This window comes from Thermobaculum terrenum ATCC BAA-798 (genome assembly GCF_000025005.1).
Classification (GTDB): domain Bacteria; phylum Chloroflexota; class Chloroflexia; order Thermobaculales; family Thermobaculaceae; genus Thermobaculum; species Thermobaculum terrenum.
On record NC_013526.1, the window covers coordinates 221,616 to 240,375 of the forward strand.

At 66.4% G+C, this 18,760-nt stretch carries 21 protein-coding genes and 1 pseudogene; 9 read left to right on the plus strand and 13 right to left on the minus strand.

From position 1 onward, the window contains the following. Positions 1-4: 4 nt before the first annotated feature. The 6 genes from kdpA to TTER_RS14925 all read right to left on the minus strand — a co-directional run bounded on the left by kdpA (position 5) and on the right by TTER_RS14925 (position 4,951). Entirely contained in the window at positions 5-1,723 is a 1,719-nt protein-coding gene (gene kdpA / locus TTER_RS10610) for a potassium-transporting ATPase subunit KdpA (protein WP_012876025.1), read from the minus strand. After that, entirely contained in the window at positions 1,720-1,962 is a 243-nt protein-coding gene (locus TTER_RS10615) for a hypothetical protein (protein ID WP_012876026.1), read from the minus strand. The genes kdpA and TTER_RS10615 overlap by 4 nt, the downstream gene beginning before the upstream one ends. 23 nt (positions 1,963-1,985) lie before the next feature. Next, positions 1,986-2,075, minus strand: a complete 90-nt coding sequence (gene kdpF, locus TTER_RS15430; protein WP_083768963.1) for a K(+)-transporting ATPase subunit F — start codon at positions 2,073-2,075, stop codon at positions 1,986-1,988. Between the two features lie 89 nt (positions 2,076-2,164). Continuing rightward, a complete protein-coding gene (locus tag TTER_RS14920; RefSeq protein WP_083768965.1) occupies positions 2,165-2,557 on the minus strand; it encodes a response regulator in 393 nt (130 codons plus the stop codon). An 85-nt stretch (positions 2,558-2,642) separates the two neighbouring features. Beyond that, complete coding sequence (locus TTER_RS10625) at positions 2,643-3,338, minus strand: response regulator (protein WP_012876028.1); 696 nt, start codon at positions 3,336-3,338, stop codon at positions 2,643-2,645. Beyond that, positions 3,332-4,951, minus strand: a complete 1,620-nt coding sequence (locus TTER_RS14925) for an ATP-binding protein (protein WP_012876029.1) — start codon at positions 4,949-4,951, stop codon at positions 3,332-3,334. The genes TTER_RS10625 and TTER_RS14925 overlap by 7 nt, the downstream gene beginning before the upstream one ends. Positions 4,952-5,619: 668 nt before the next feature. On the opposite strand from TTER_RS14925, the gene TTER_RS10635 reads away from it, so the two are divergent. The 3 genes from TTER_RS10635 to TTER_RS10650 all read left to right on the plus strand — a co-directional run bounded on the left by TTER_RS10635 (position 5,620) and on the right by TTER_RS10650 (position 8,562). After that, positions 5,620-6,207 carry a COG4315 family predicted lipoprotein gene (locus tag TTER_RS10635; RefSeq protein ID WP_012876030.1) on the plus strand — a complete coding sequence of 196 codons (588 nt, stop codon included), beginning with the start codon at positions 5,620-5,622 and terminating at the stop codon, positions 6,205-6,207. A 187-nt stretch (positions 6,208-6,394) separates the two neighbouring features. After that, entirely contained in the window at positions 6,395-7,867 is a 1,473-nt protein-coding gene (locus TTER_RS15435) for a metallophosphoesterase family protein (RefSeq protein ID WP_169302684.1), read from the plus strand. After that, the gene (locus TTER_RS10650) at positions 7,807-8,562 is read left to right on the plus strand and encodes a fibronectin type III domain-containing protein (RefSeq protein ID WP_083768968.1); all 756 of its coding nucleotides are present in this window, start codon (positions 7,807-7,809) and stop codon (positions 8,560-8,562) included. The genes TTER_RS15435 and TTER_RS10650 overlap by 61 nt, the downstream gene beginning before the upstream one ends. 20 nt (positions 8,563-8,582) lie before the next feature. Here the strand turns inward: TTER_RS10650 and TTER_RS10655 are convergent, their stop codons facing one another. Together TTER_RS10655 and TTER_RS10660 are read right to left on the minus strand one after the other, a co-directional pair. Beyond that, positions 8,583-9,128, minus strand: coding sequence for a YbhB/YbcL family Raf kinase inhibitor-like protein (locus tag TTER_RS10655; RefSeq protein ID WP_012876032.1), 546 nt, complete (start codon positions 9,126-9,128; stop codon positions 8,583-8,585). A 34-nt stretch (positions 9,129-9,162) separates the two neighbouring features. Continuing rightward, positions 9,163-9,576 (minus strand): YccF domain-containing protein, encoded by a 414-nt coding sequence (locus tag TTER_RS10660; RefSeq protein WP_012876033.1) that lies wholly within the window; start codon positions 9,574-9,576, stop codon positions 9,163-9,165. A 341-nt stretch (positions 9,577-9,917) separates the two neighbouring features. Between TTER_RS10660 and TTER_RS16070 the strand changes: the two are divergent. After that, positions 9,918-10,814: pseudogene (locus tag TTER_RS16070) on the plus strand (N-acetylmuramoyl-L-alanine amidase); the annotation flags it as partial. A 110-nt stretch (positions 10,815-10,924) separates the two neighbouring features. Here TTER_RS16070 and TTER_RS16075 read toward each other — a convergent pair. Further along, on the minus strand, positions 10,925-11,071 hold the full coding sequence (locus tag TTER_RS16075; RefSeq protein WP_241215308.1) for a hypothetical protein: 147 nt from the start codon (positions 11,069-11,071) through the stop codon (positions 10,925-10,927). Between the two features lie 97 nt (positions 11,072-11,168). Between TTER_RS16075 and TTER_RS16080 the strand changes: the two genes are divergently transcribed. Continuing rightward, positions 11,169-11,597, plus strand: coding sequence for a hypothetical protein (locus TTER_RS16080; RefSeq protein WP_241215309.1), 429 nt, complete (start codon positions 11,169-11,171; stop codon positions 11,595-11,597). 64 nt (positions 11,598-11,661) lie between these two features. Continuing rightward, positions 11,662-12,207: a class I SAM-dependent methyltransferase gene (locus tag TTER_RS10670; protein ID WP_241215269.1), complete on the plus strand. Its 546-nt coding sequence runs from the start codon at positions 11,662-11,664 to the stop codon at positions 12,205-12,207. Between the two features lie 4 nt (positions 12,208-12,211). On the opposite strand, the gene TTER_RS16400 is transcribed toward TTER_RS10670, so the two are convergent. Together TTER_RS16400 and TTER_RS10680 are read right to left on the minus strand one after the other, a co-directional pair. Next, positions 12,212-12,847 carry a DnaJ domain-containing protein gene (locus TTER_RS16400; RefSeq protein WP_420894136.1) on the minus strand — a complete coding sequence of 212 codons (636 nt, stop codon included), beginning with the start codon at positions 12,845-12,847 and terminating at the stop codon, positions 12,212-12,214. A gap of 83 nt (positions 12,848-12,930) precedes the next feature. Continuing rightward, entirely contained in the window at positions 12,931-13,689 is a 759-nt protein-coding gene (locus tag TTER_RS10680) for a class I SAM-dependent methyltransferase (protein WP_012876037.1), read from the minus strand. Between the two features lie 93 nt (positions 13,690-13,782). Between TTER_RS10680 and TTER_RS10685 the strand changes: the two genes are divergently transcribed. After that, positions 13,783-15,129, plus strand: a complete 1,347-nt coding sequence (locus tag TTER_RS10685; protein ID WP_012876038.1) for a dihydrolipoyl dehydrogenase family protein — start codon at positions 13,783-13,785, stop codon at positions 15,127-15,129. Here the strand turns inward: TTER_RS10685 and TTER_RS10690 are convergent. Continuing rightward, positions 15,126-16,241, minus strand: a complete 1,116-nt coding sequence (locus TTER_RS10690) for a gluzincin family metallopeptidase (protein WP_148211993.1) — start codon at positions 16,239-16,241, stop codon at positions 15,126-15,128. The genes TTER_RS10685 and TTER_RS10690 overlap by 4 nt on opposite strands. 350 nt (positions 16,242-16,591) lie before the next feature. After that, complete coding sequence (locus tag TTER_RS10695) at positions 16,592-17,776, minus strand: trypsin-like peptidase domain-containing protein (protein WP_012876040.1); 1,185 nt, start codon at positions 17,774-17,776, stop codon at positions 16,592-16,594. A 96-nt stretch (positions 17,777-17,872) separates the two neighbouring features. Between TTER_RS10695 and TTER_RS16275 the strand changes: the two genes are divergently transcribed. Next, the gene (locus TTER_RS16275) at positions 17,873-18,073 is read left to right on the plus strand and encodes a hypothetical protein (RefSeq protein WP_041425242.1); all 201 of its coding nucleotides are present in this window, start codon (positions 17,873-17,875) and stop codon (positions 18,071-18,073) included. Between the two features lie 136 nt (positions 18,074-18,209). Continuing rightward, entirely contained in the window at positions 18,210-18,683 is a 474-nt protein-coding gene (locus TTER_RS10705) for an NUDIX hydrolase (RefSeq protein WP_012876041.1), read from the plus strand. Positions 18,684-18,760 lie beyond the last annotated feature (77 nt).

Genomic DNA, 18,760 nt, shown 5'->3' on the forward strand with positions numbered 1-18,760 from the left:
AGCTTCACCTCCCTCCGAAGGCCTTGCCGGCCGCCATGATCAGTTGCTCAGCTACGGGTCCCAGGGACAGCACGAGGAAGAAGGTCAGCGCCCCCACTATCAGTATGGTGCCCACGAGGAGCGCGACGAACGTGCCCCCGTTGGTGGGGAAGGTGCCCAGGCTGGGAGGCACCGCTCGCTTGCGCGCCATCGATCCGGCTATCGCCAGCACCGGCAGCAGCAGGAGGAACCTCCCACCCAGCATCGCTAGCCCCAGCGTCAGGTTGTAGAAGGCGGTGTTGGCGCTCAGCCCCGCGAAGGCCGAGCCGTTGTTCCCGGTTGCCGAGCTGTAGGCGTACACTATCTCCGAGAGGCCGTGCGGCCCCGGATTCAGCACCTGCCCTCGACCGTAGCTGGCCGCTGCAGCCCAAGCGCTCAGCAGCAATATGATCGCGGCGAAGGCCAGCATGTACACCACGGACATCTTGATCTCGAACGCCTCGATCTTCTTCCCCAGGTACTCCGGCGTCCTCCCCACCATCAGCCCGGCTATGAACACCGCGAGCATAGCGTAGATCACCAGCCCATACAGCCCGGAGCCCACGCCACCGAAGATGATCTCCCCCAGCTGCATGTTGAATAGGGCGACCCCTCCGGCCAGGGGGCTCAAGCTGGAGAGCATCCCGTTGACGGCCCCGCAGGACGCGGCCGTGGTGACCACGGAGAAGAGCAGTGTGCCGGGCAGCCCGAGCCTGATCTCCTTGCCCTCCATGCTCACCCCCGCCAGCCCTCCTTGGCCGACGTGCAGCCCCGCCAGCAGAGGGTTCCCCGCGCGCTCGGCCCACGACGCCACCCCGAGCCCCGCCAGGAACAGGAGCGCGGAGGCCACCCACAGGGCCCACCCCTGCCTGGTGTCGCCCGTCATCTTGCCGAAGGTGTACAAGAGCGCCGCGGGCACCACGAATATGTACAGCGCCTCCAGGAAGTTCGTCAGGGGTGTGGGGTTCTCGTAGGGATGGGCCGAGTTGGCGTTGAAGAAGCCCCCGCCGTTGGTGCCCAGCAGCTTGATGGCCTCTTGGCTGGCCACCGGCCCCTGGGGGAGGATCTGCCTGTGCCCCTCCACGGTCTCCGCTGCCACGTAGGGGGACAGATTCTGGGGCACTCCCTGCCAGACCAGGAGCAGTGCGCCCAGGATGGCCAGCGGCAGGAGCACGTACAGCACCGAGCGGGTGACGTCTACCCAGAAGTTGCCCAGCTGGCGGGTGGACCGCCGCGTCAGCCCCCTGGCCAGCGCCACCGCCGCCGCCAGACCCACGGCGGCGGACAGGAAGTTCTGCACGGTCAGGCCGGCCATCTGAGTCAGGTAGCTCATCGTGGTCTCCCCGGCGTAGGCTTGCCAGTTGGTGTTGGTGACGAAGGAGGCCGCGGTGTTGAAGGCCAGATCCGGCGCCACGCCCGGCAGGTGCTCGGGATTGAGCGGTAGCCAGGCCTGCAAGCGTTGCAGCGCGTACAGGGCCAGCATCCCCGATAGGTTGAACAGCAGCAGAGCCAGGGCGTACCCTCGCCAATCCTGCTCGCGGTCTGGGTCCACCCTGGCCACGCGGTAGATCGCCCGCTCCAGGGGCGCCAGGGCCGGGCTGAGGAAGGTGCGTTCCCCTTGATACACCCGCGCCATGTAGCTCCCCAGGGGCTTGGTGATGGCCAGCAACACTAGCAAGAAAGCCGGTATCTGGAGCCAGCTCACCTTGGCTCACCTCCTCCCTTTGGGTGCTGCCGGCTGATGCGCACCTCTAGCCAGTGGCCTCGTGCCCGGCACGCGGACCAGAGCATGTGCTCCGAGCTGAACGCTTCCAAGAGCCTCGACAGGCGATTAGGAACCACTTGGCCCTGATACGGGATCAGGGCGTGGACGGCCTGCACATCTTCCCTCCCAGCCAGCCTTAGGTACAGGTTGCACAGCGATAACACCTCTTCGTCCAACATCCGTCTCCCCCTTGCTTGATGGTTCAAAACTTCTCAGGCCGCAGCAGGACGTAGAACAGGTACAACCCCATGAGCACGCCCCCTGTGGCCGTCAATCCCCATATCCATCCCATGGCTTCACACCTCCATCAGCTTCTCCATGGCTAGCAGCAGGCACCCGCACAGCACGAAGAAGGTCAAGGTCAGCAGGACGAGCGCGATATCAACCATTAGAAACCTCCTCCCCCAGGATGTGGTGCAGCAGCGCATCTAGAGGGAAGGGCTTGATGAGCATGGCAAGGGGTTGAAACTCCCGCCTGCGGGCCTCGGGCACGCGGACGGCCGTCACCACTATGGTCGGTATCTCCACCCCGCGCCTCTGCAGCACCCGCAACAGCTCCCAGCCGGTGTCGTCCGGCAGATGGATGTCCAGCAGGAGCAGGTCGGGGTTCTCCGACTCGATGGTCCGCAGGGCGGCCGCCACGGTGTCGGCTTCCAGGACCCTGAGCCCGTGCTTTGAGAGGTTACGGGCCAGGATCTTCCTGAAGGGAGCCTCATCCTCTACGATGAGTATGTTGTGGTAGCGCGGCGATCCGGCCTTGCTCCAGGTCATCATGCCCTCTCTCTGTTGCCTGCCACCAGCTTAGCCGGATGCCGCTCAAAGAATCCTCAACAGAGGGGTGTCTGGGCTCAACAAAGGCTCAAAGTTCCTCGGGCGAGAGCAGCCTGTAGCCCACCCCAGGCTCCGTCACCAGGTACTTGGCTGCCGGGCCGAGCTTCCTGCGCAGGCGCGAGACGTACACGTGGAGGTAATGGGGCTCCGAACCGTAGGCCTGCCCCCACACCTCGTTCAACAGCTGGGAGTCCGTCAGCACCTTGTTGAGGTGCACAGCCAGCACCTTGAGCAGCGCGTACTCGGTGGGCGTTAGTTGCACCTGCTGGCCATCGACCGTCACCCTCCGGTTGGCGAGGTCCAAGGTGAGCTCTCCCACGCGCACCTCCGGTTCCCCCGAGGCTTTGCCGGCCGCCCTCCTAAGGGCCACCCGGATGCGGGCCAGCAGCTCCTTGACCCCGAAGGGCTTCGTCAGGTAGTCGTCCGCGCCCATCTCCAGCGCTGCCACCTTCTGCCCCTCTTCTCCGTAGGCCGATAGCACGATGATCGGCACGGTGGAGGTCAACCTCACCTGGCGGATGAGCTCCTCCCCCCGGCCGTCAGGCAGCCTCAGGTCCAGGAGGATCACGTCCGGTCTGAAGGTCGCGTGCTTCTCCATCGCCTCCCGGAGGGTAGCGGCCGTGAGCACCTGCATGCCGTGGCTGCGCAGGTTGGAGGCGAGCATCCGCAGGATGGGGGGCTCGTCCTCCACCACCAAGACCCTGGCGCCTCGCGGACCTAACATGGCGGAGGGACTCCTGCTGGGGATAGTGGCAGGGTGAAGGAGAACACGGCCCCACCTCCCGGACGGTTCTCGCCCCAGATGCGGCCACCATGCGCCTCGATCAATCCCTTGGCTACCGATAGCCCCAAACCCATGCCCTGGGGGGCAGGGCTTGAGCCCTGCACTCGGTAGAACTTGTCGAAGATGCGGCTTAGATCCTGGGGTGGGATACCGGGGCCTCGGTCTGCTATAGCTACGCGCACCTCATCCCCCTGCCGGCGCACCTGGATGTCGATGGTCGTGCCTTGGGGAGCGTACTTGATAGCGTTCTCCAGGAGGTTGGACACCACCTGTCCTATCTCCACGTAGTCCAGCAGGACCGGCGGCAGGTCCTCCTCAACCTCCAGGTGCAGTTGATGGTGGGCGGTGAGGCTGCCCAACCTGTCGATGGTCTCCTCTACCAAGGCCCCCAGATCGCACCACGACTTATGCGGGCGCAGGCTGCCTCCCTCTAGCCGGGACATGTCCAGCAGGTTGTCCACCAGCCTGCCCAGTCGCCGGGACTCCTCCGCTATGTCCCGGACGAACCCCCTGCGCTCCTCCTCGCTCCACTCGACGTCCTGCCTCAACAGGCTGTCCGCGGCCGCGCTGATGGTGGCCAGGGGGGTGCGCAGGTCGTGCGACACCGCGTTGATCAGAGAGGTCTTGAGCTCATCGGCCCGCTTGATGGCTTCCATCTCCATGGCTCTACGCCTCAACGCCGCCCGCTCCAAGGTGCGGCCTAGCTGCTGTGCCACGGCCGAGAGCAGCCGAACATCGGCATCCGACAGCGATCCACCTCCGACCAGGTTGATCGACCCCAGCCGCCTGCCCTCCGTGTGTATGTACACCACGCGCAGCAGATCCCTGTGCGCTCTTCCCATCTGAGGCAAGTTGGGTGCGACGTGCAACCACGTGGACCTGGGCGCTCCCCCGTTGGTCGGCGCCCCATCCTCCAGCACGTACCTGCGGCTGCCGCTGAGCGTGAGCAACTGCAGCCGCGCGCGCTTGCTGCCGCTGAACACCCTGATCGGGCCCCCGTTGTCCAGCGAGCTGATCTCTATGCCCACGCCCTCGAGCCTGAGCTCGCGCCTGATCTGCTCTGCTGCGGACTCCAGCGCCACCCCTATCTCTTCCTCCCCCAGCACCCTCAGCAGCTCGTACAGCAGGTTGGCCTCCCTCTCCCGCCTGCTGGCTTCCTCGGCCCTGCGCCTCAGCAGCGCGGCCAGCTGGCCCGTCACTATGGCGGTGATCAGGAACAGCAGCAACGCCAGCCACTCGTCAGGATCGCGGATGGTCAGCGACCACGTGGGCTGCACGAAGAAGAAGTCGAAGGCCAGGAAGGAGAGCACCGATGCGATGATCGCCGGCACACTGCCGCACGTGACGGCCACCACCATCACCGCCAACAGGTACAGCATAGATATGTTGGCCAGGCGCACCCTGTCCGTCATCAGCCATATCAGGGCCGTGACCAGGGCCACGCTGCCCACGGTGAACAGGTAGCGAGATAGCGCCCTGAGCAGTCGTTGCCAGTTGTCTGTCGTTGGTTGGGCTACCCTCGGAGTGATGAGGGTCGACCAAGCCTCTCTCATGGCCCTAGCCTCCGAAGCTTACCGAGCGCCCGAGGGCGCCGGGGTGGACTCATCATTATGAGTATACATCCTTATTGACCGTAGTCGTCGAGGCTTGTGCATCGATGATCGTTCGCCCGAGCACCATGGGCCAGAGCCGGGTGCGTGCTGAGCCCCCTGGCACCCGCAGCTCGTGTGCTGCCGCAAGCTAGATATCGCTGGGGCGGCCGCTAACTTGGGCTACGGCCAGCTTGGACGGATCCCCCACCAGCGGGTGGCCCAGCCGCCTCCCAAGCACGGGGAGGTGACCCTACGTCCCTCAGGCTACCTTGGCCTCGTGGGGAGAGGAGGCGCCCTGGATACGGGCGCGCAGCCCCCCAGCCGAGCAGGTGGACGCGGGCTACCGCTGAGGTGCGGCTCGGGGCCCAGCGCCAGATTCTAACCTTTTTCTAACCCCTTGACTCTCCCTGCGGGGAACTTGTGGGGTGGGAGTTCAGTCCAATTGGCGGATCTCCCAGAACCACCATCAACGAGGCGCGCCACAGGTGATCTTGGCGGGGAGGTCAGTCGAGAGTCAGCGGGCCTGGTCCATCGACCTCTGGGCTCGAAGGGGGTGATGGCTATAGGTAGAAGGTTTACGGGCTGTGTGAGGGCTTCGACTACCAAGAGCATTCATAAGGAGGATGGAGATGTTCAGAGCAGTGCGTGTCCTGTTGTCTACGATGCTGGGGGCTATCCTGTTGCTGGGCCTTACGGCTGTGTCCTGGGCCAAGACCGAGGCTACCGTGATCGTGACCCATAACAAGGAGTACGGGAACATACTCACCGACTCCAGCGGGAGGTCGCTGTACATCTTCTCTCACGACAAGCAGCACGAGAGCACCTGCTACGGCAGCTGCGCGCAGACCTGGCAGCCTTTCGTGCTCAAGTCTGGGCAACCGGTGGCCGGCAAAGGGGTCACCGCCAAGCTGGGCACGATCACCCGCAAGGACGGCAGCCGCCAGGTGACCGCTAACGGCATGCCGCTGTACTACTTCGCCGGCGACAAGAAGCCGGGAGATACCAACGGACAAGCGGTCAACAAGGTCTGGTGGCTTGTGTCGCCCTCTGGCCAGCCGGTCAAGTCCGAGGCCGCGGGGAAGCTGATCCCCAAGCATGCGCCGGCAACGGGTGCTGGCGGGATGGCCACGCGAGGCTCGGCGCTGCCTTCCCTGGCGATCGCCCTGCTGTTGCTGACAACGGCCGCCGGCGTCCTGGGACTCCGTAGAGCTCATTAACCCCTGCTGCGTGGGCATTGCCCACGCAGCCACACCCTGCTCCTGCCGAGCTAGTACTATTTGGCTATTAGCGTCGCTCCCAGCCGCTTGCTACAATCTGTAGGTATACGCCTACTTGAAATGTACATAACTCTATGCTGCAACATCCGTGTGGGAGTACGCTTCGGGTGATCGGTGTATATGTCTAGTGGTGGTCTACCTCCTGGCCCTAGTGGTCGCCTCCATCCAGCCTCGCCCTGCCGTGGCCGCGTCCGATCCCGTGATCGTGGCCGCTGGGGACATAGCCTGTAACGGGGATCAGAGGGCATCCCAGCCCTGCAAGGATTTGGATACCTTCGAGCTGCTGCCTAGCGCCATCAACCCAGATGCTGTGTTGGCGCTGGGAGACTTGCAGTACGAGAACGGCCTGTATGATGATTTCCTGGCGTACTTTGACAGGTCGTGGGGCAGGGTGAAGGACAAGATCTATCCCTTGCCAGGCAACCACGAGTACTACGATGCTACGTGCAGCGGGAGCCGAGCCTGCGGCTACTTCGACTACTTCAACGGTGTGGGCAACCCGAGCGGCAGGGCTGGAGACAGGGACAAGGGCTACTACGCCTTCACGCTTGGGGCCTGGCGCATCTACGCCATCAACAGCAACTGCGCCAGGGTGTCCCGTGCGCAGGGCTCGCCCCAGGAGCGGTGGCTCCGCCAGGACCTCGCCGAGCACCAGGGGATGTGCCAGCTCATGTTCATGCACCACCCATACGTGGCGTCCACCGCCATCTCCCCCATCGATGGCAGGACGGACACCTTCGACACGCCGGCCGTCAAGCCCCTGTGGCAGGCCTTCTACGACGCGGGTGGGGATGTGGTGCTGGCGGGGCATTCGCACCTCTACGAGCGTTTCGCGCTGCTTGCCCCGGACCGATCGAGCGACGGCAAAGGTATCCGCCAGTTCGTGGTGGGCACCGGTGGCAAGAACCTGTGGCGCCTGGCAACGGCCGCGGCTGGCAGCGAGGTGCAGAACGACCAGGCATTTGGGGTGCTCAAGCTCACGCCGCACCCCGAGAGCTACGATTGGGAGTTCGTCCCGATAGCCGGACAGAGCTGGAGCGATGCCGGCACCGGCCAGTGCCACCCGGACACCATAGCGCCCGACACCACCCTCAGCTCTGGGCCGTCCGGCGCGTTCCGCAGCACGTCCGCCACCTTCGGGTTCTCCTCGCCTGAGCCCGACACCACCTTCGAGTGCAGCCTGGACGGTGCCCCTTCGCGGCCTGTACTTCTCCCAAGACCTATACAGGGCTCGCCCAGGGCACCCACACCTTCCAGGTGCGGGCGATCGACGCGGCGGGCAACGTCGATCCCACTCCGGCCAGCAGGAGCTGGCGGGTCGACACCCTGCCCCCAGAGGGCAGCATCACCATTAACGGTGGCGCCGCCTACACCAAGACCACCTCGGTCACCCTGTCGATCTCTGCTGCGGACCCTGCGCCGGGTTCGGGAGTCCTCCTGGTGCGCTTCCGCAACGCCGGGGATCCAGCGCCCACGGAGTGGGAGTCCTACACCACCCGCAAGGCGTGGATCCTCTCGAGCGGGGACGGAGAGAAGACCGTGTACGTGCGCTTCAAGGACGCCGCGGGCAACATCTCCGGAGCCGTCTCCGACCAGATAGTGCTGGACACAGCGAGCCCCGAGGTGACCGCCCCTTCCCAGGAGCTGCTGGTGGGAGCCGCGCTGGGCACGACGGCCGTGCCGGTGAGGCTGAGGTGGTCGGGAGGTGACGCCACCAGCGGGGTGGCCAGGTACCAGCTGCAGCAGAGGCGGTACGTGCACGGGGCCTGGCAGCCCTGGAGCTGGGTGACTAGCGGGACCACGGCGACCAGGCTGGAGAGGCAGCTCGACCCGGGTAGGTACCAGTTCCGGGTGCGGGCCGTAGATAGGGCGGGCAACTGGAGCCCGTGGAGGGAGGGAGCGGCCTTCACCTTGGTCGCCTATCAAGAGAGGAGCAGGGCGATCTCCTACAGCGGCTCCTGGAGCATTTGGGAGGTGCCCAGCGCCTACGGCGGGTACACGCGGTACACCGGCAGGCGGGGATACGCCGCCACCTTCCAATTCAGGGGCAGGCAGGTGGCGTGGGTGGCTCCCAGGGCAGGCAACCGCGGTTACGCCTACGTGTACCTGGATGGCGTGAAGGTGGCCACGGTGAACCTCTACTCCAGCTCGTACCTGGCGCGGCGCCTGGTGTACGTGCGCCGGGGCCTGGATCCGAGCGTCCGGCACACCCTGCGGGTGTACGTGATGGGCATCGGGCCCGCGGGCTCGACGGGCACGCGGGTGGACGTGGACGCATTCCTCGTGCTCAGGTAGCTACCGGGCAGCTGGTGGGGCTAGCGCGCACGCCTGTATGTGCCGACGAGCTCTCCCCACCCCAGGACGTGGCCCCTCATGGCCTCCAGCAGCTGCGGACGCCGGGCGTCGGGGCCCAGGTCCAGCTGGGTGTCCAGCGCGTAGAGGCGGAAGCGATACCTATGTGAACCCCTTGGGGGGCAAGGCCCTTGGTAGCCCGTGCGCCTCAGGTCGTTGCGTCCTTGTAGGGCGCCGTTCGGCAGACGCTGCTCTCTGGGCACGCCCTCGGGCAGCTCCCTGACGTCTGGGGGGAGGTTGAACAGCACCCAGTGCCCCCAGGTGCCCAGGGGAGCGTCCGGGTCATCCACCAGGAGCGCCAGGCTGACGGTGCCCTCGGGGACTCCCTCCCACCATAGGGGAGGTGAGACGTCCTCCCCGTCGCAGGTGTAGCGGCTGGGGATCTCCTCACCGTCGCCGAAGACGCTCCGTAGCTGGATGCGCACCCCCTGTTGCAGCTCAGAAGCTGCCTCGGGCCCAGGGCGCCTCCCGCCAGATAGCATGTCCACGAGTCGTCTTAGCGCCTCCATGCCGCCTTCCACCGCATATCCCTTGCCAGGTCGCCTAGTATCTGAAGAGGGTGGTCACGGCGCCCACGCGGTTGTACATCCAGAAGGCCAGCGGGATGCCTATCACGGACAGCATCAGCAGGTAGGCTACCGACATCCACAGCCCGCACAGCCACCACCCCACCAGCAGGAAGTAGATGGCCCGCACCAGGAATGGGAGCTGTCGCCTGGTGGACCTGACGATCGTCCCGCCCTGCACCAGGAGGTGCTCGTCGGGCAAGCGCAGCGTCATGAGCGTGGGCAGCCTGTTTATCAGGTAGATGCCGAGCGGCAGGCCGATGATCGAGATCACCAGCAGCCAGGCCAGCCCCGACACCACCCCACCAAGCCACCATCCCACGAGCAGGAAGTACGCTGCTCGGATAAGGATGTTTGGGCTCTGCCTCACCCTGACCTCTCTGTTCGCCATCTCTGCCACCTCTCCGCTGGATTGTAGCATACCTGCAGGGCGTTGACCTGCGAGCGCCTCTGGTGCTACCATCAGGCCGTCGATCTGCAACGGAGGGTATCAAGATGCTGCGTCGATGTAATCTTTTCCTGATCCTGCTGCTGGTGGTGTGCCTGCTGGGGGCGTTGCTGCCGCCGCGTCCGGTGGCTGCTAGGTCCGATCCCTACAGGCTGCAGAGGGCGTTCTCCAAGGCCGCCAGGGAGTTTCACGTGCCGCTCCCGGTGTTGCTTGCGGTGGCCTACAACAAGTCGCTCTGGGAGCACCACGACGGGCGGCCCAGCGCAGATGGGGCCTACGGCGTAATGGCGCTCTCGGACGTCGATCGGGTACCGGTCGTCGACGGCCGAGGACAGGATGGTCGCGTGGAACGCCGATGGGTCTCGGTCGAGTCCGTGCCTCGCTACCACACGCTGGAGGCAGCTGCCAGGCTGCTGGGGGTATCCCCCGAGGTGCTCAAGCGCGACCCCGCGCAGAACATCCGGGGAGGGGCGGCGCTCCTGGCGAGCTATGAGCAACAGCTCATTGGGGCCACGCCGAGCGATCCAGCCAAGTGGTACGGGGCCGTCGCCAAGTTCAGCGGCTCGGACGTGCTGCAGGCTGCCAAGGCCTTCGCCGACGACGTGTACGCCACGATCAACAGCGGCGCAGCCCGAGTGCTTGCGGATGGGCAGGTGGTGCGCCTCCGAGCCCAGCACGTGGTGCCCGCTAGGAGCACCGCCAAGCGGCTGCACCTGCGCAGCCTCAGGGAGGGCGAGGCTGAGTGCCCGCCCGGTCTGGCCTGTAACTACGTGCCCGCGCTCTACACCCAGTTCTCGAGCGACCCCGGGGACTACGGTAACTACGACCTGGCGAACAGGCCCGCTGATGGCCTCGAGATCCAGTACATAGTCATCCACGACACTGAGGGCTCCTACGCCAGCGCGCTGTCGACCTTCACCTCGCAGAGCTACGTGAGCGCCCACTACCTCATCAGGTCGTCCGATGGTTTGGTGACGCAGCTTGTGCCCACCAAGGACGTCGCCTGGCAGGCGGGAAACTGGTACGTCAACATCCACTCCATCGGCATCGAGCACGAGGGCTTTGCGGTGGAGGGCGCCACCTGGTACACCGAGCAGATGTACAGGTCCTCTGCCAGGCTGGTGAGGTATCTGGCCGCGAGGTTCCATATCCCTCTGGACCGGGCACACATCTTGGGGCACGACGACGTGCCCGGTCCGGGGCCGGCCTACCAGGGGCGTATGCACTGGGATCCGGGCCCGTATTGGGACTGGGCGCACTATATGGCCCTGCTCGGGATTGCTCCCAGGTCTCAGCGGGCGCACGGGGTGACCGCTGGGAGGATCGTCATGATCGCGCCCAATTTCCACACGAACAAGCCCACCGTGACGTACACCGACTCGGAGGGCAATATGTACACGCTACCCAGCCAGCCGGCGAACTTCGTGTACCTGCACACCGCGCCGAGCTTCGATGCCCCGCTGATCAGCGATCCCGCGCTGCACCCTGACGGCTCGGCGGGCACGACGCTCGCCTATGACTGGGGCGACAAGGCGGTGACCGGTCAGCGGTTCTACCTGGCCGAGCAGAGGGGCGACTGGAGCGCGATCTTCTACGGCGGTAAGAAGGCCTGGTTCTACAACCCGGGCGGCAGGACCAACACCGTGCGGAGCAGTGGGCTGCTGGTGACGCCCAAGCCGGGCGCGGCGTCCGTGCAGGTGTACGGGGCGGCCTACCCCTCGCCCGAGGACTACGCCTCCGCGGGCGTGCCCACCATCCACACGCTCCAGCCCCTGCAGTACGCCATACCCGCCGGGCAGTACTACGTGGCGTGGGGACCCGTCAGGGCCCAGGACTACTACGCCGTGACCTTCAACGCTCCGGAGGACTACAGGGTGGTGGACGGGCACGAGCTGTTCTACGTGATAGCCTTCAACCACAGGATCGCCTTCGTGCGCGCCAGCGACGTAGCGGTGATCCCCTAGGGGGTGAGGTACCATCGGCAGGCTGAGACGTATCTACGATGCGATCGCTCCCCTGTACGACCTGTTGCTGCTGCCCCTCGACGCACTGCTGCTAAGAGGGGCACGCGCTCGGCTCTGCTCTAGGGCGGAGGGGAAGGTGCTGGAGGTGGCGCTCGGTACCGGCCTCAACCTGCCGTACTACCCGAGCGGGGTGCAGCTGGTGGGCGTGGACCAGAGCCCCGGCATGCTCGCGAGGGCGCACCGTCGGGCGAGGCGAGCGGGCCGCCGGGTCAAGCTGCTGGTGGGGGATGCCCAGCACCTGGATCTACCGGACGGCGCCTTTGACACGGTGGTCATCACCTTGGGGCTGTGCACCATCCCGGATCCCGCTGCCGCCCTGCGGGAGGCCAGGAGGGTGCTGCGCCCCGGCGGCCGGCTGCTCCTCCTGGAGCACGTGCGGAGCCCCGTGCCGCTGGTGAGGGCCCTCCAGCGGGCGCTGGAGCCCGTGGCCAGGCTGTGGGGCGACCACCTGCTGCGCGATCCCTTGGACCACCTGGAGGGTTTCTCTGTAGAGCGCCTGGAGCGCAGGGCGCTCGGTCTGTTGGAGCTGGTCGAGGCGCGTCGGACTTGAGCCGTTATTCGTTGTACTGCCACCACAGCAGGGCGGCGGAGGCCACAGGCAGCCCCCACAACACCAGCTCGATAGCCGGCGGCGCGTGGCCGAAGGCTATCACCAGGAGCGCCACCAACTTGAAGATGAGGAAGGCTGCGCCGGCGATGAGCGCGTCGCGCGCCTGCCTGGGCCTGCGCTCCATGAACGCCAGGACGGCGTGCGTGCCTCCCACCGAGAGCAGCAGGCCGAGCATGAGCTCGATCGCCACCAACGCCCACAGCACGTATCGGTGCAGGTGTAGATCCTTGGGTGGGCCGGGAGCGGTCGTGGCGTGCGTCGCCCCGGCGTATCCCGTGCTCCCCGGTGGGTTCGAGCCGCCGGCGCCCCAGGAAGCGTACTGGCCGTACGAGCGGGAGCTGGCTCCGGGGGAGTAGCCGCCGTAGGAGTAGCTGCCGGCGGCCTGCTGGCTGTAGGCGTACTCCCTGTCCAGGTCGTAGCTCGCCCGCCTGTAGGGGTCGCTCAGCACCTCGTAAGCCTCGTTGATCTCCTTGAACTTCTCGTTGGCGTAGGGATCGTACGGGTTCAGGTCGGGATGATACTGCTTGGCGAGCCTGCGATAGGCTTGCCTGATCTCGTCGTAGCTCGCTTTGGGGGACACGCCCAGTATACCGTAGTAGTCCTTCATCCTCTCAGGCCATCAACGATATTATACGCTGCGTATATAGCTGCATCAATAGGTGCCTATCTGCTCACCTTGATGGCCTCGAATACGCAGTGCAGGGGCACGTCCGCTATCCAGACCTGGGGGGACTCCTGCAGGAACACCTCGGTGGGCTTGGGCTCTTCGAGCGCCGTGACGGCCAGCCCTGCCTCGCGCAGCCTCCGGAAGTACCAGGAGAGCGGGCGGTGGTACGTCCAGGTCTCCCAGGTCTCTCCCTGAGGTCCCCGCCAGGGTACCTTGGCGGCCTGCTGCTGCCTGTACCCCCGGACCTTGCGCCAGGCTATGCGCTGGGTGCCCACCATCTCTATCTGCCAGCCGGAGGATTCCCAGATGTCGAAGCAGGGATGCGACAGGCTGGCGACGAAGCGGCCGCCAGGTCGCAGGACCCGCGAGGCCTCGTGGATGGCGCCCTCGGCGTGCTCCACGTTCATGAGGACCATGTTGCTCACCACGAGGTCGTAGCTGGACGAGGCCAGCGCGTCCAGGCGCGCCGCGTCGGCCACGAGGTAGGTTATCCCCAGGGGCTGCCGGGCCTCGTGCGCCCGAGCCCGCTCGACCATCGCCGGGGAGGCATCCACGCCGGTGACCCTGGCCCCGGCGCGGGCCATCCTCCTGGCTACGTAGCCGTTGCCGCAGCCCAAGTCCAGCACGTCCAAGCCCGCGGGGTCACCGATGACCCGCCACAGCGTGGGGTCGATCAGCTCGCGGTGCCACAGGTCGCCCTCCTCCCCCTGCTTGTCGTCGTACCAGCGGGCCATAGCGTCCCAACCCTCGGCCATGTACTCACCCCCCAAGCGTGATGCGCAGCCATGATACAGGCTGGGGCACGCTTCCTGCAACACGCGGGGCGTACAGACCTGTGGAGGTGGCAGATGGAGGACTTCGATGTGGTGGTGCTGGGGGCGGGCACCGCCGGGGAGACGCTGGCCCTGGAGCTGGCGAGCGAGGGGGTGCGCGTGGCGGTGGTAGCCGACGGCCTGGTGGGAGGGGAGTGCCCGTTCCTGGCGTGCATGCCCAGCAAGGCGATGCTGCACTCGGCCCGCAGGCACCGGCTGTGCGGCGGCCCGGACGCCGAGGCCTTCCGGGAGGCGATCGCCTGGAGGGACGAGGTCGCGGAGCACCGCGATGACTCCGCCCACGCCGAGGAGCTGGCAAGAGCCGGAGCGCGCCTCTTCCGTGGTCGTGGGAAGGTCTCCCGCCCGGGTGTGGTGGAGGTGGGAAGGCTGGAGATCGGCTGGCGCGACCTCGTGGTGTGTACGGGCTCGCGTCCCAGGTTGCCTCGCATACTGGGGCTGGAGGACTTGCCCTGCTGGACGAGCGACCAGGCGCTGAGCTCGCCCGAGCTGCCTGGGTCGCTGGCGATACTGGGCGGGGGTGCGGTGGCCTGCGAGCTGGCGCAGGTGTACGCGGCGTTCGGCACCGAGGTCACGGTGGTGCAGCGCTCGCCGCGGCTGCTGAGCAGGGAGTCTCCCTGGGTAGGGGAGCTCATGGCCGAGGTGCTCGGCTCCCAGGGGGTGAGGGTGCTGACCGGCAGAAGTGTCCTGGGGGCCAGGACGACCTCCTCCGGCGTGGCGCTCGAGCTCGAGGGGGGAGGTGAGGTGCCCGCCGACAGGCTGCTCGTGGCCGTCGGTCGGGATCCCAACACCCGTGGCTTGGGGCTGGAGCAGCTGGGCATAGCCACGGCGGGCCCTTTAAAGGTGGATGCCCGCTGCCGGGTGGAGGGGCAGGCACACGTGTGGGCCGCCGGGGACGTGACCGGGGTGGCCCCTTATACGCACACGGCGAACTACCAGGCGAGGGTGGTCGCGGCCAACCTCCTGGGAAGAAGAGCCCTGGCCGATTACCGCGCCGTGCCCAGGACGGTGTACACCCACCCGCCCGTAGCAGCTGTGGGGCTCACCAGGGAGCGGGCCGAGGAGGCAGGGGTCGAGGTGGTGTCGGCGCGCGTGGAGCTGTCGGAGGTGGCGCGAGCTTCGGCTGAGGGGGAAAGGATCGGCAGGCTGGAGCTGGTGGCCGATGCCGCGCGCGGGGTGCTGGTGGGTGCCTCTGCGCTGGGCCCGAGAGCCGATGAGTGGATCGGCGAGGCTGCGCTGGCGATCCGTGCCGAGGTGCCCGTGGAGGTCCTGGCCGACGTGGTGCGCCCTTTCCCGACCTACAGCGAGGCCTACACCGAGGCGTTACGGGGGATCCTGCGCGAGCTGCGAGCCGGCGTAGGCTAGCCGTCCCAGAGCTCGTCGAACTCCCCGAGCAGCCGCCTGCACCCCTCCAGCTGCCCCCTGTCGGCCTCCACCCTGGCCTGGTCCAGCAGCAGGTACGCGCGTCGGCTGATGGGCTGCCCGCGCCCGAGCGCCTCGAACAGCTCCTCGTAGCGGGCCTGCACCTCCCCCACGCTCTCGATGTAGCGCTCGGGATCGGGGGCGAAGGGCCCCTGGGCGCGACCGGATATCAGGTAGCGGCGCCATTCCTGGTCGAGCTGCGCCAGCGGCTTCCCGTAGGTGCCCAGGTAGTCGCCGCTGACGTAGACCTGCTTGAACTTGGCCAGGCCGTAGGTCCGGACGAGGTACCCCACGAACGAGCCGGCCTCATCGTACGGGTGGCGGCGGAGCAGCCTGCCCATGAAGCGCACCCTGCCGCTCGCCAGCTGCTCCAGGGGGATGAGCGTCCCCGTGGCCAGCGCCGCCCGCGCGAACCCGTCCAGCGACACCTGCCCGTCTCGCAGAAGGTACTCCTCGGAGGCGTACATCGCCAGCCCTTCGGACAGCATCACGGAGGAGCTGGGGCCTATACCGTCGCTGGCCAGCTGGTGGGTGAGCTCGTGGGTGCTCAGGTACTGCCTCTCCAACGGGGTGCCCACGCCGTCGTACAGCTGGAATATGGCGCGGTCGCGAGCTCGGGAGTACCCCCTCAAGCCCGGGTCCGGGTTGGGGAACGGCGCGTACGCCAGGTAGAAGGTGACATCGCCTGCCAGGCGCACGCCCAGGAGGCGCTCAGCGTGGGCCAGCCCCTCCTGGGCCGCTTGCGCGAACTCGGATACGTGGGTGGCCGCGAAGGTGCCCGGCCGGTACCTGACCACCAGGTGCTCCGTACGGTAGGACCCAGGGAGCAGCTCCTCCAGCCGATACCAGTCCAGGTCGGCCGTGGCTGGGTAGATGGGGAAGGATGCCCTGACCTCGCCGTCCGGTGGCTGAGCCGGTGTTGGGGTGGGCTTGGGCGTGGGCGGTGGGGCGATCGACAATACCTCGGCGGGCATGTAGCCCCAGCGCCCCATGTACCTGACCCGGTACCAGCTACGCCCGTCTGCGCCCTCGATGGGCATGGCAACCGCTATCACCGCTCGCCCGTTGGGGACGATCTGCCTGACGGGTGCTCCCGCGCTGGGTCGGCCGCGCAGCGGGGATCCGGCACGGCCGTACCTGCTGGCGTCCACGTACAGCAGCGATGTGCTGGGGGTCACCGTGGGGGAGGGGACGGTGGTTGGTGTCGGTGTGGGTGGGGCGCCGGGACCTCGAGGGGGGTCGGCCTTGCTGGCTTGGGAGATGATCGCCGTTGCCGTGGCGTGCGCTCCCGAGATCAGCTCGGCTCGCCCAGCCATCGGGGATGGGGTGGGCGCTGGCTGTGGGCCCCGCCCGCTGCACCCACAGAGCGTGAGGGCCAGCAGCAGGAGGGTGCACAACCTCGAGGTCATGACCGGTACTGCCCGAAGGCACGCTGGTCGAGAGCGGCCGAGGCAGGCTCTCGCAGGAGCGAGCCCAGGATGTAGGCCACCTGCCCGTCGTACTTCACCCTGTACCAGGCTTGTCCGTCCTCGCCCGTGACGGGCCGTGGATAGGCCTCCACGAGGGCCCCGTTGGGCAGGTAGCCGATCTTGGCCGAGCTCGTCGTGGGGCGCTCGCGAACGTTGGCGCCGGTGTACCCCAGGTATCCTCCATCGACCTGCAGGATCACCACCGTGTCCTCCGGGTCGGTGATCGTCGGTGGGATCTCGCTCAGCAGCGAGCCCAGGATGTAGGCCGTGCGGCCCTGGTAGAACACCTTGTACCAGATCTCGCCCTTGGAGTTGGTCACCGTATCGGGATAGGCCGCGACCGCCTCCCCGTTGTCCAGGTAGCCGACCTTGAGGGAGTCGATGCTCGGGCGAGCCCGCACGTTGGCGCCGGTGTAGCCCTGGGCGGCGGCATCCACGTACAGCGTTACGGTCCGGCGCGTGGGGCGGGTCGTGATGGCGATCTCCCTGCCGGCCAACACTTGGGCGATGATGGTCTTGGCGTTGTTGATGGGCACGAGGTAGCCCACCTTCCCGGCGTTGTCCACCACGCCCGCTGTGGGCACGCCGATCAACCTGCCCTGGTTGTCCACCGCCGCCCCGCCGCTGGAGCCGTGGGTGAACTCGGCATCGGTCTTGATGAGCGTCTGGCCGTACAGCGGCAGGAATCCGGAGACCACTCCCCGGGTGTAGGTGACGGAGTCCCCGCCCACGCTGGGGAACCCGAACACGCGCACCTCGTCCCCCAGCTGCACGGTATCGGAGTCGCCCAGCGGCAATGCTGTCTCCAGTCGGAAGCCGGCTGGCAGGTCTCTCCCTCGTATGTCGGAGACTACGCGGAGCACCGCCAGGTCGTGCTCCCGGTCCAGCTGCACCACCTTGGCCAGGTAAGCCGGCCTGGCTGGCAGGTGGGGATCCTCGGTGACGTACACCTCGGCGAGGCCGCTCCAGTTGTAGAACTGCCTGAGGTCCAGGTCGTACACGACGTGAGCGTTCGTGAGGATGTAGCCCCTGGGGTGGATGATGGATCCCGAGCCCCCAAAGGTCGTGCCCGCGTAGTCCCCCTGCCCCTCCACCAGCAGCTTGACGGTGGCCAGCTCCACCTCGCCCGGGAGGCCGGCACCGCGGTCGGGGCCGCGGTAGGGGTAGGCGTTGCCTGGGGTGTCGGGGTTGGACGAGCGGAGGGGGGTCTCCTGGACATGGCCTCGGCGGTAGCCTTCGCGCTGCCCACTATGGCCTGTGCGGTGGCCTCCGCGTTAGCGCGAGCGATGATGGCTTTGGCCGTGGCCTCGGCCGGGCTCACCCCGCCCTCCTCCGAAGGCGCGTTGGCCTTCCCACACCCAGCCGCCAGCAGCAGGCAGATCCACAAGCAGAGCCAAGTCCTCCAGCGCAAGGGGTGACCTCCATCGCACGATCGATAGCAAGCATACGGGTATATATTACTATATACCAATAGTCAATACAAGTTTATGCGCGGTTTCTGTTATCCTGGCCTCAGGGCCTCTGGATTAACTTTGAGTTGGAGATGACGAGGGCATGATCAGCTTTGAGGTAGGTGACTTCATATTTAATTACAGGGTAGCCGCCGTGTGTAGGAGGGCGGGGCGCGTCCTGCTGGTGCAGCAGGAGGGGACGGATTTCTGGTTTCTACCAGGCGGCAGGTGTGAGGCAGGCGAGTCCTCCAGGGACGCTTTGCGCAGAGAGCTTAGAGAAGAGCTGGCGGTGGACGTCAGGATCGAGGGGCTGCTGTGGGTGGTGGAGAACTTCTTCGAGCTCGGCGGCCGCAGCTTCCATGAGCTGTCGCTGTACTACGAGTGCCTCTTGCCCGAGAGCTTCCATCGCGTGGATCTGGATACCAGCTATCCGTGGACGGAGGTCAACGGCGCATCGTTCGTCTTGCGGTGGTTTCCCATCTCAGGGTTATCCGAGATAAAGCTGCTGCCGGAGTTTCTCCAGCAGGGACTGCAGCACCCTCCCGAGCACGTGCAGCACCTGATCTGCAGGGGATAGCCAAGACCCTCTTGTGTTTAAAGCAATAATATGTATGATTTAATGCATAAATAAATATGTTAATGCTTTATATTTGG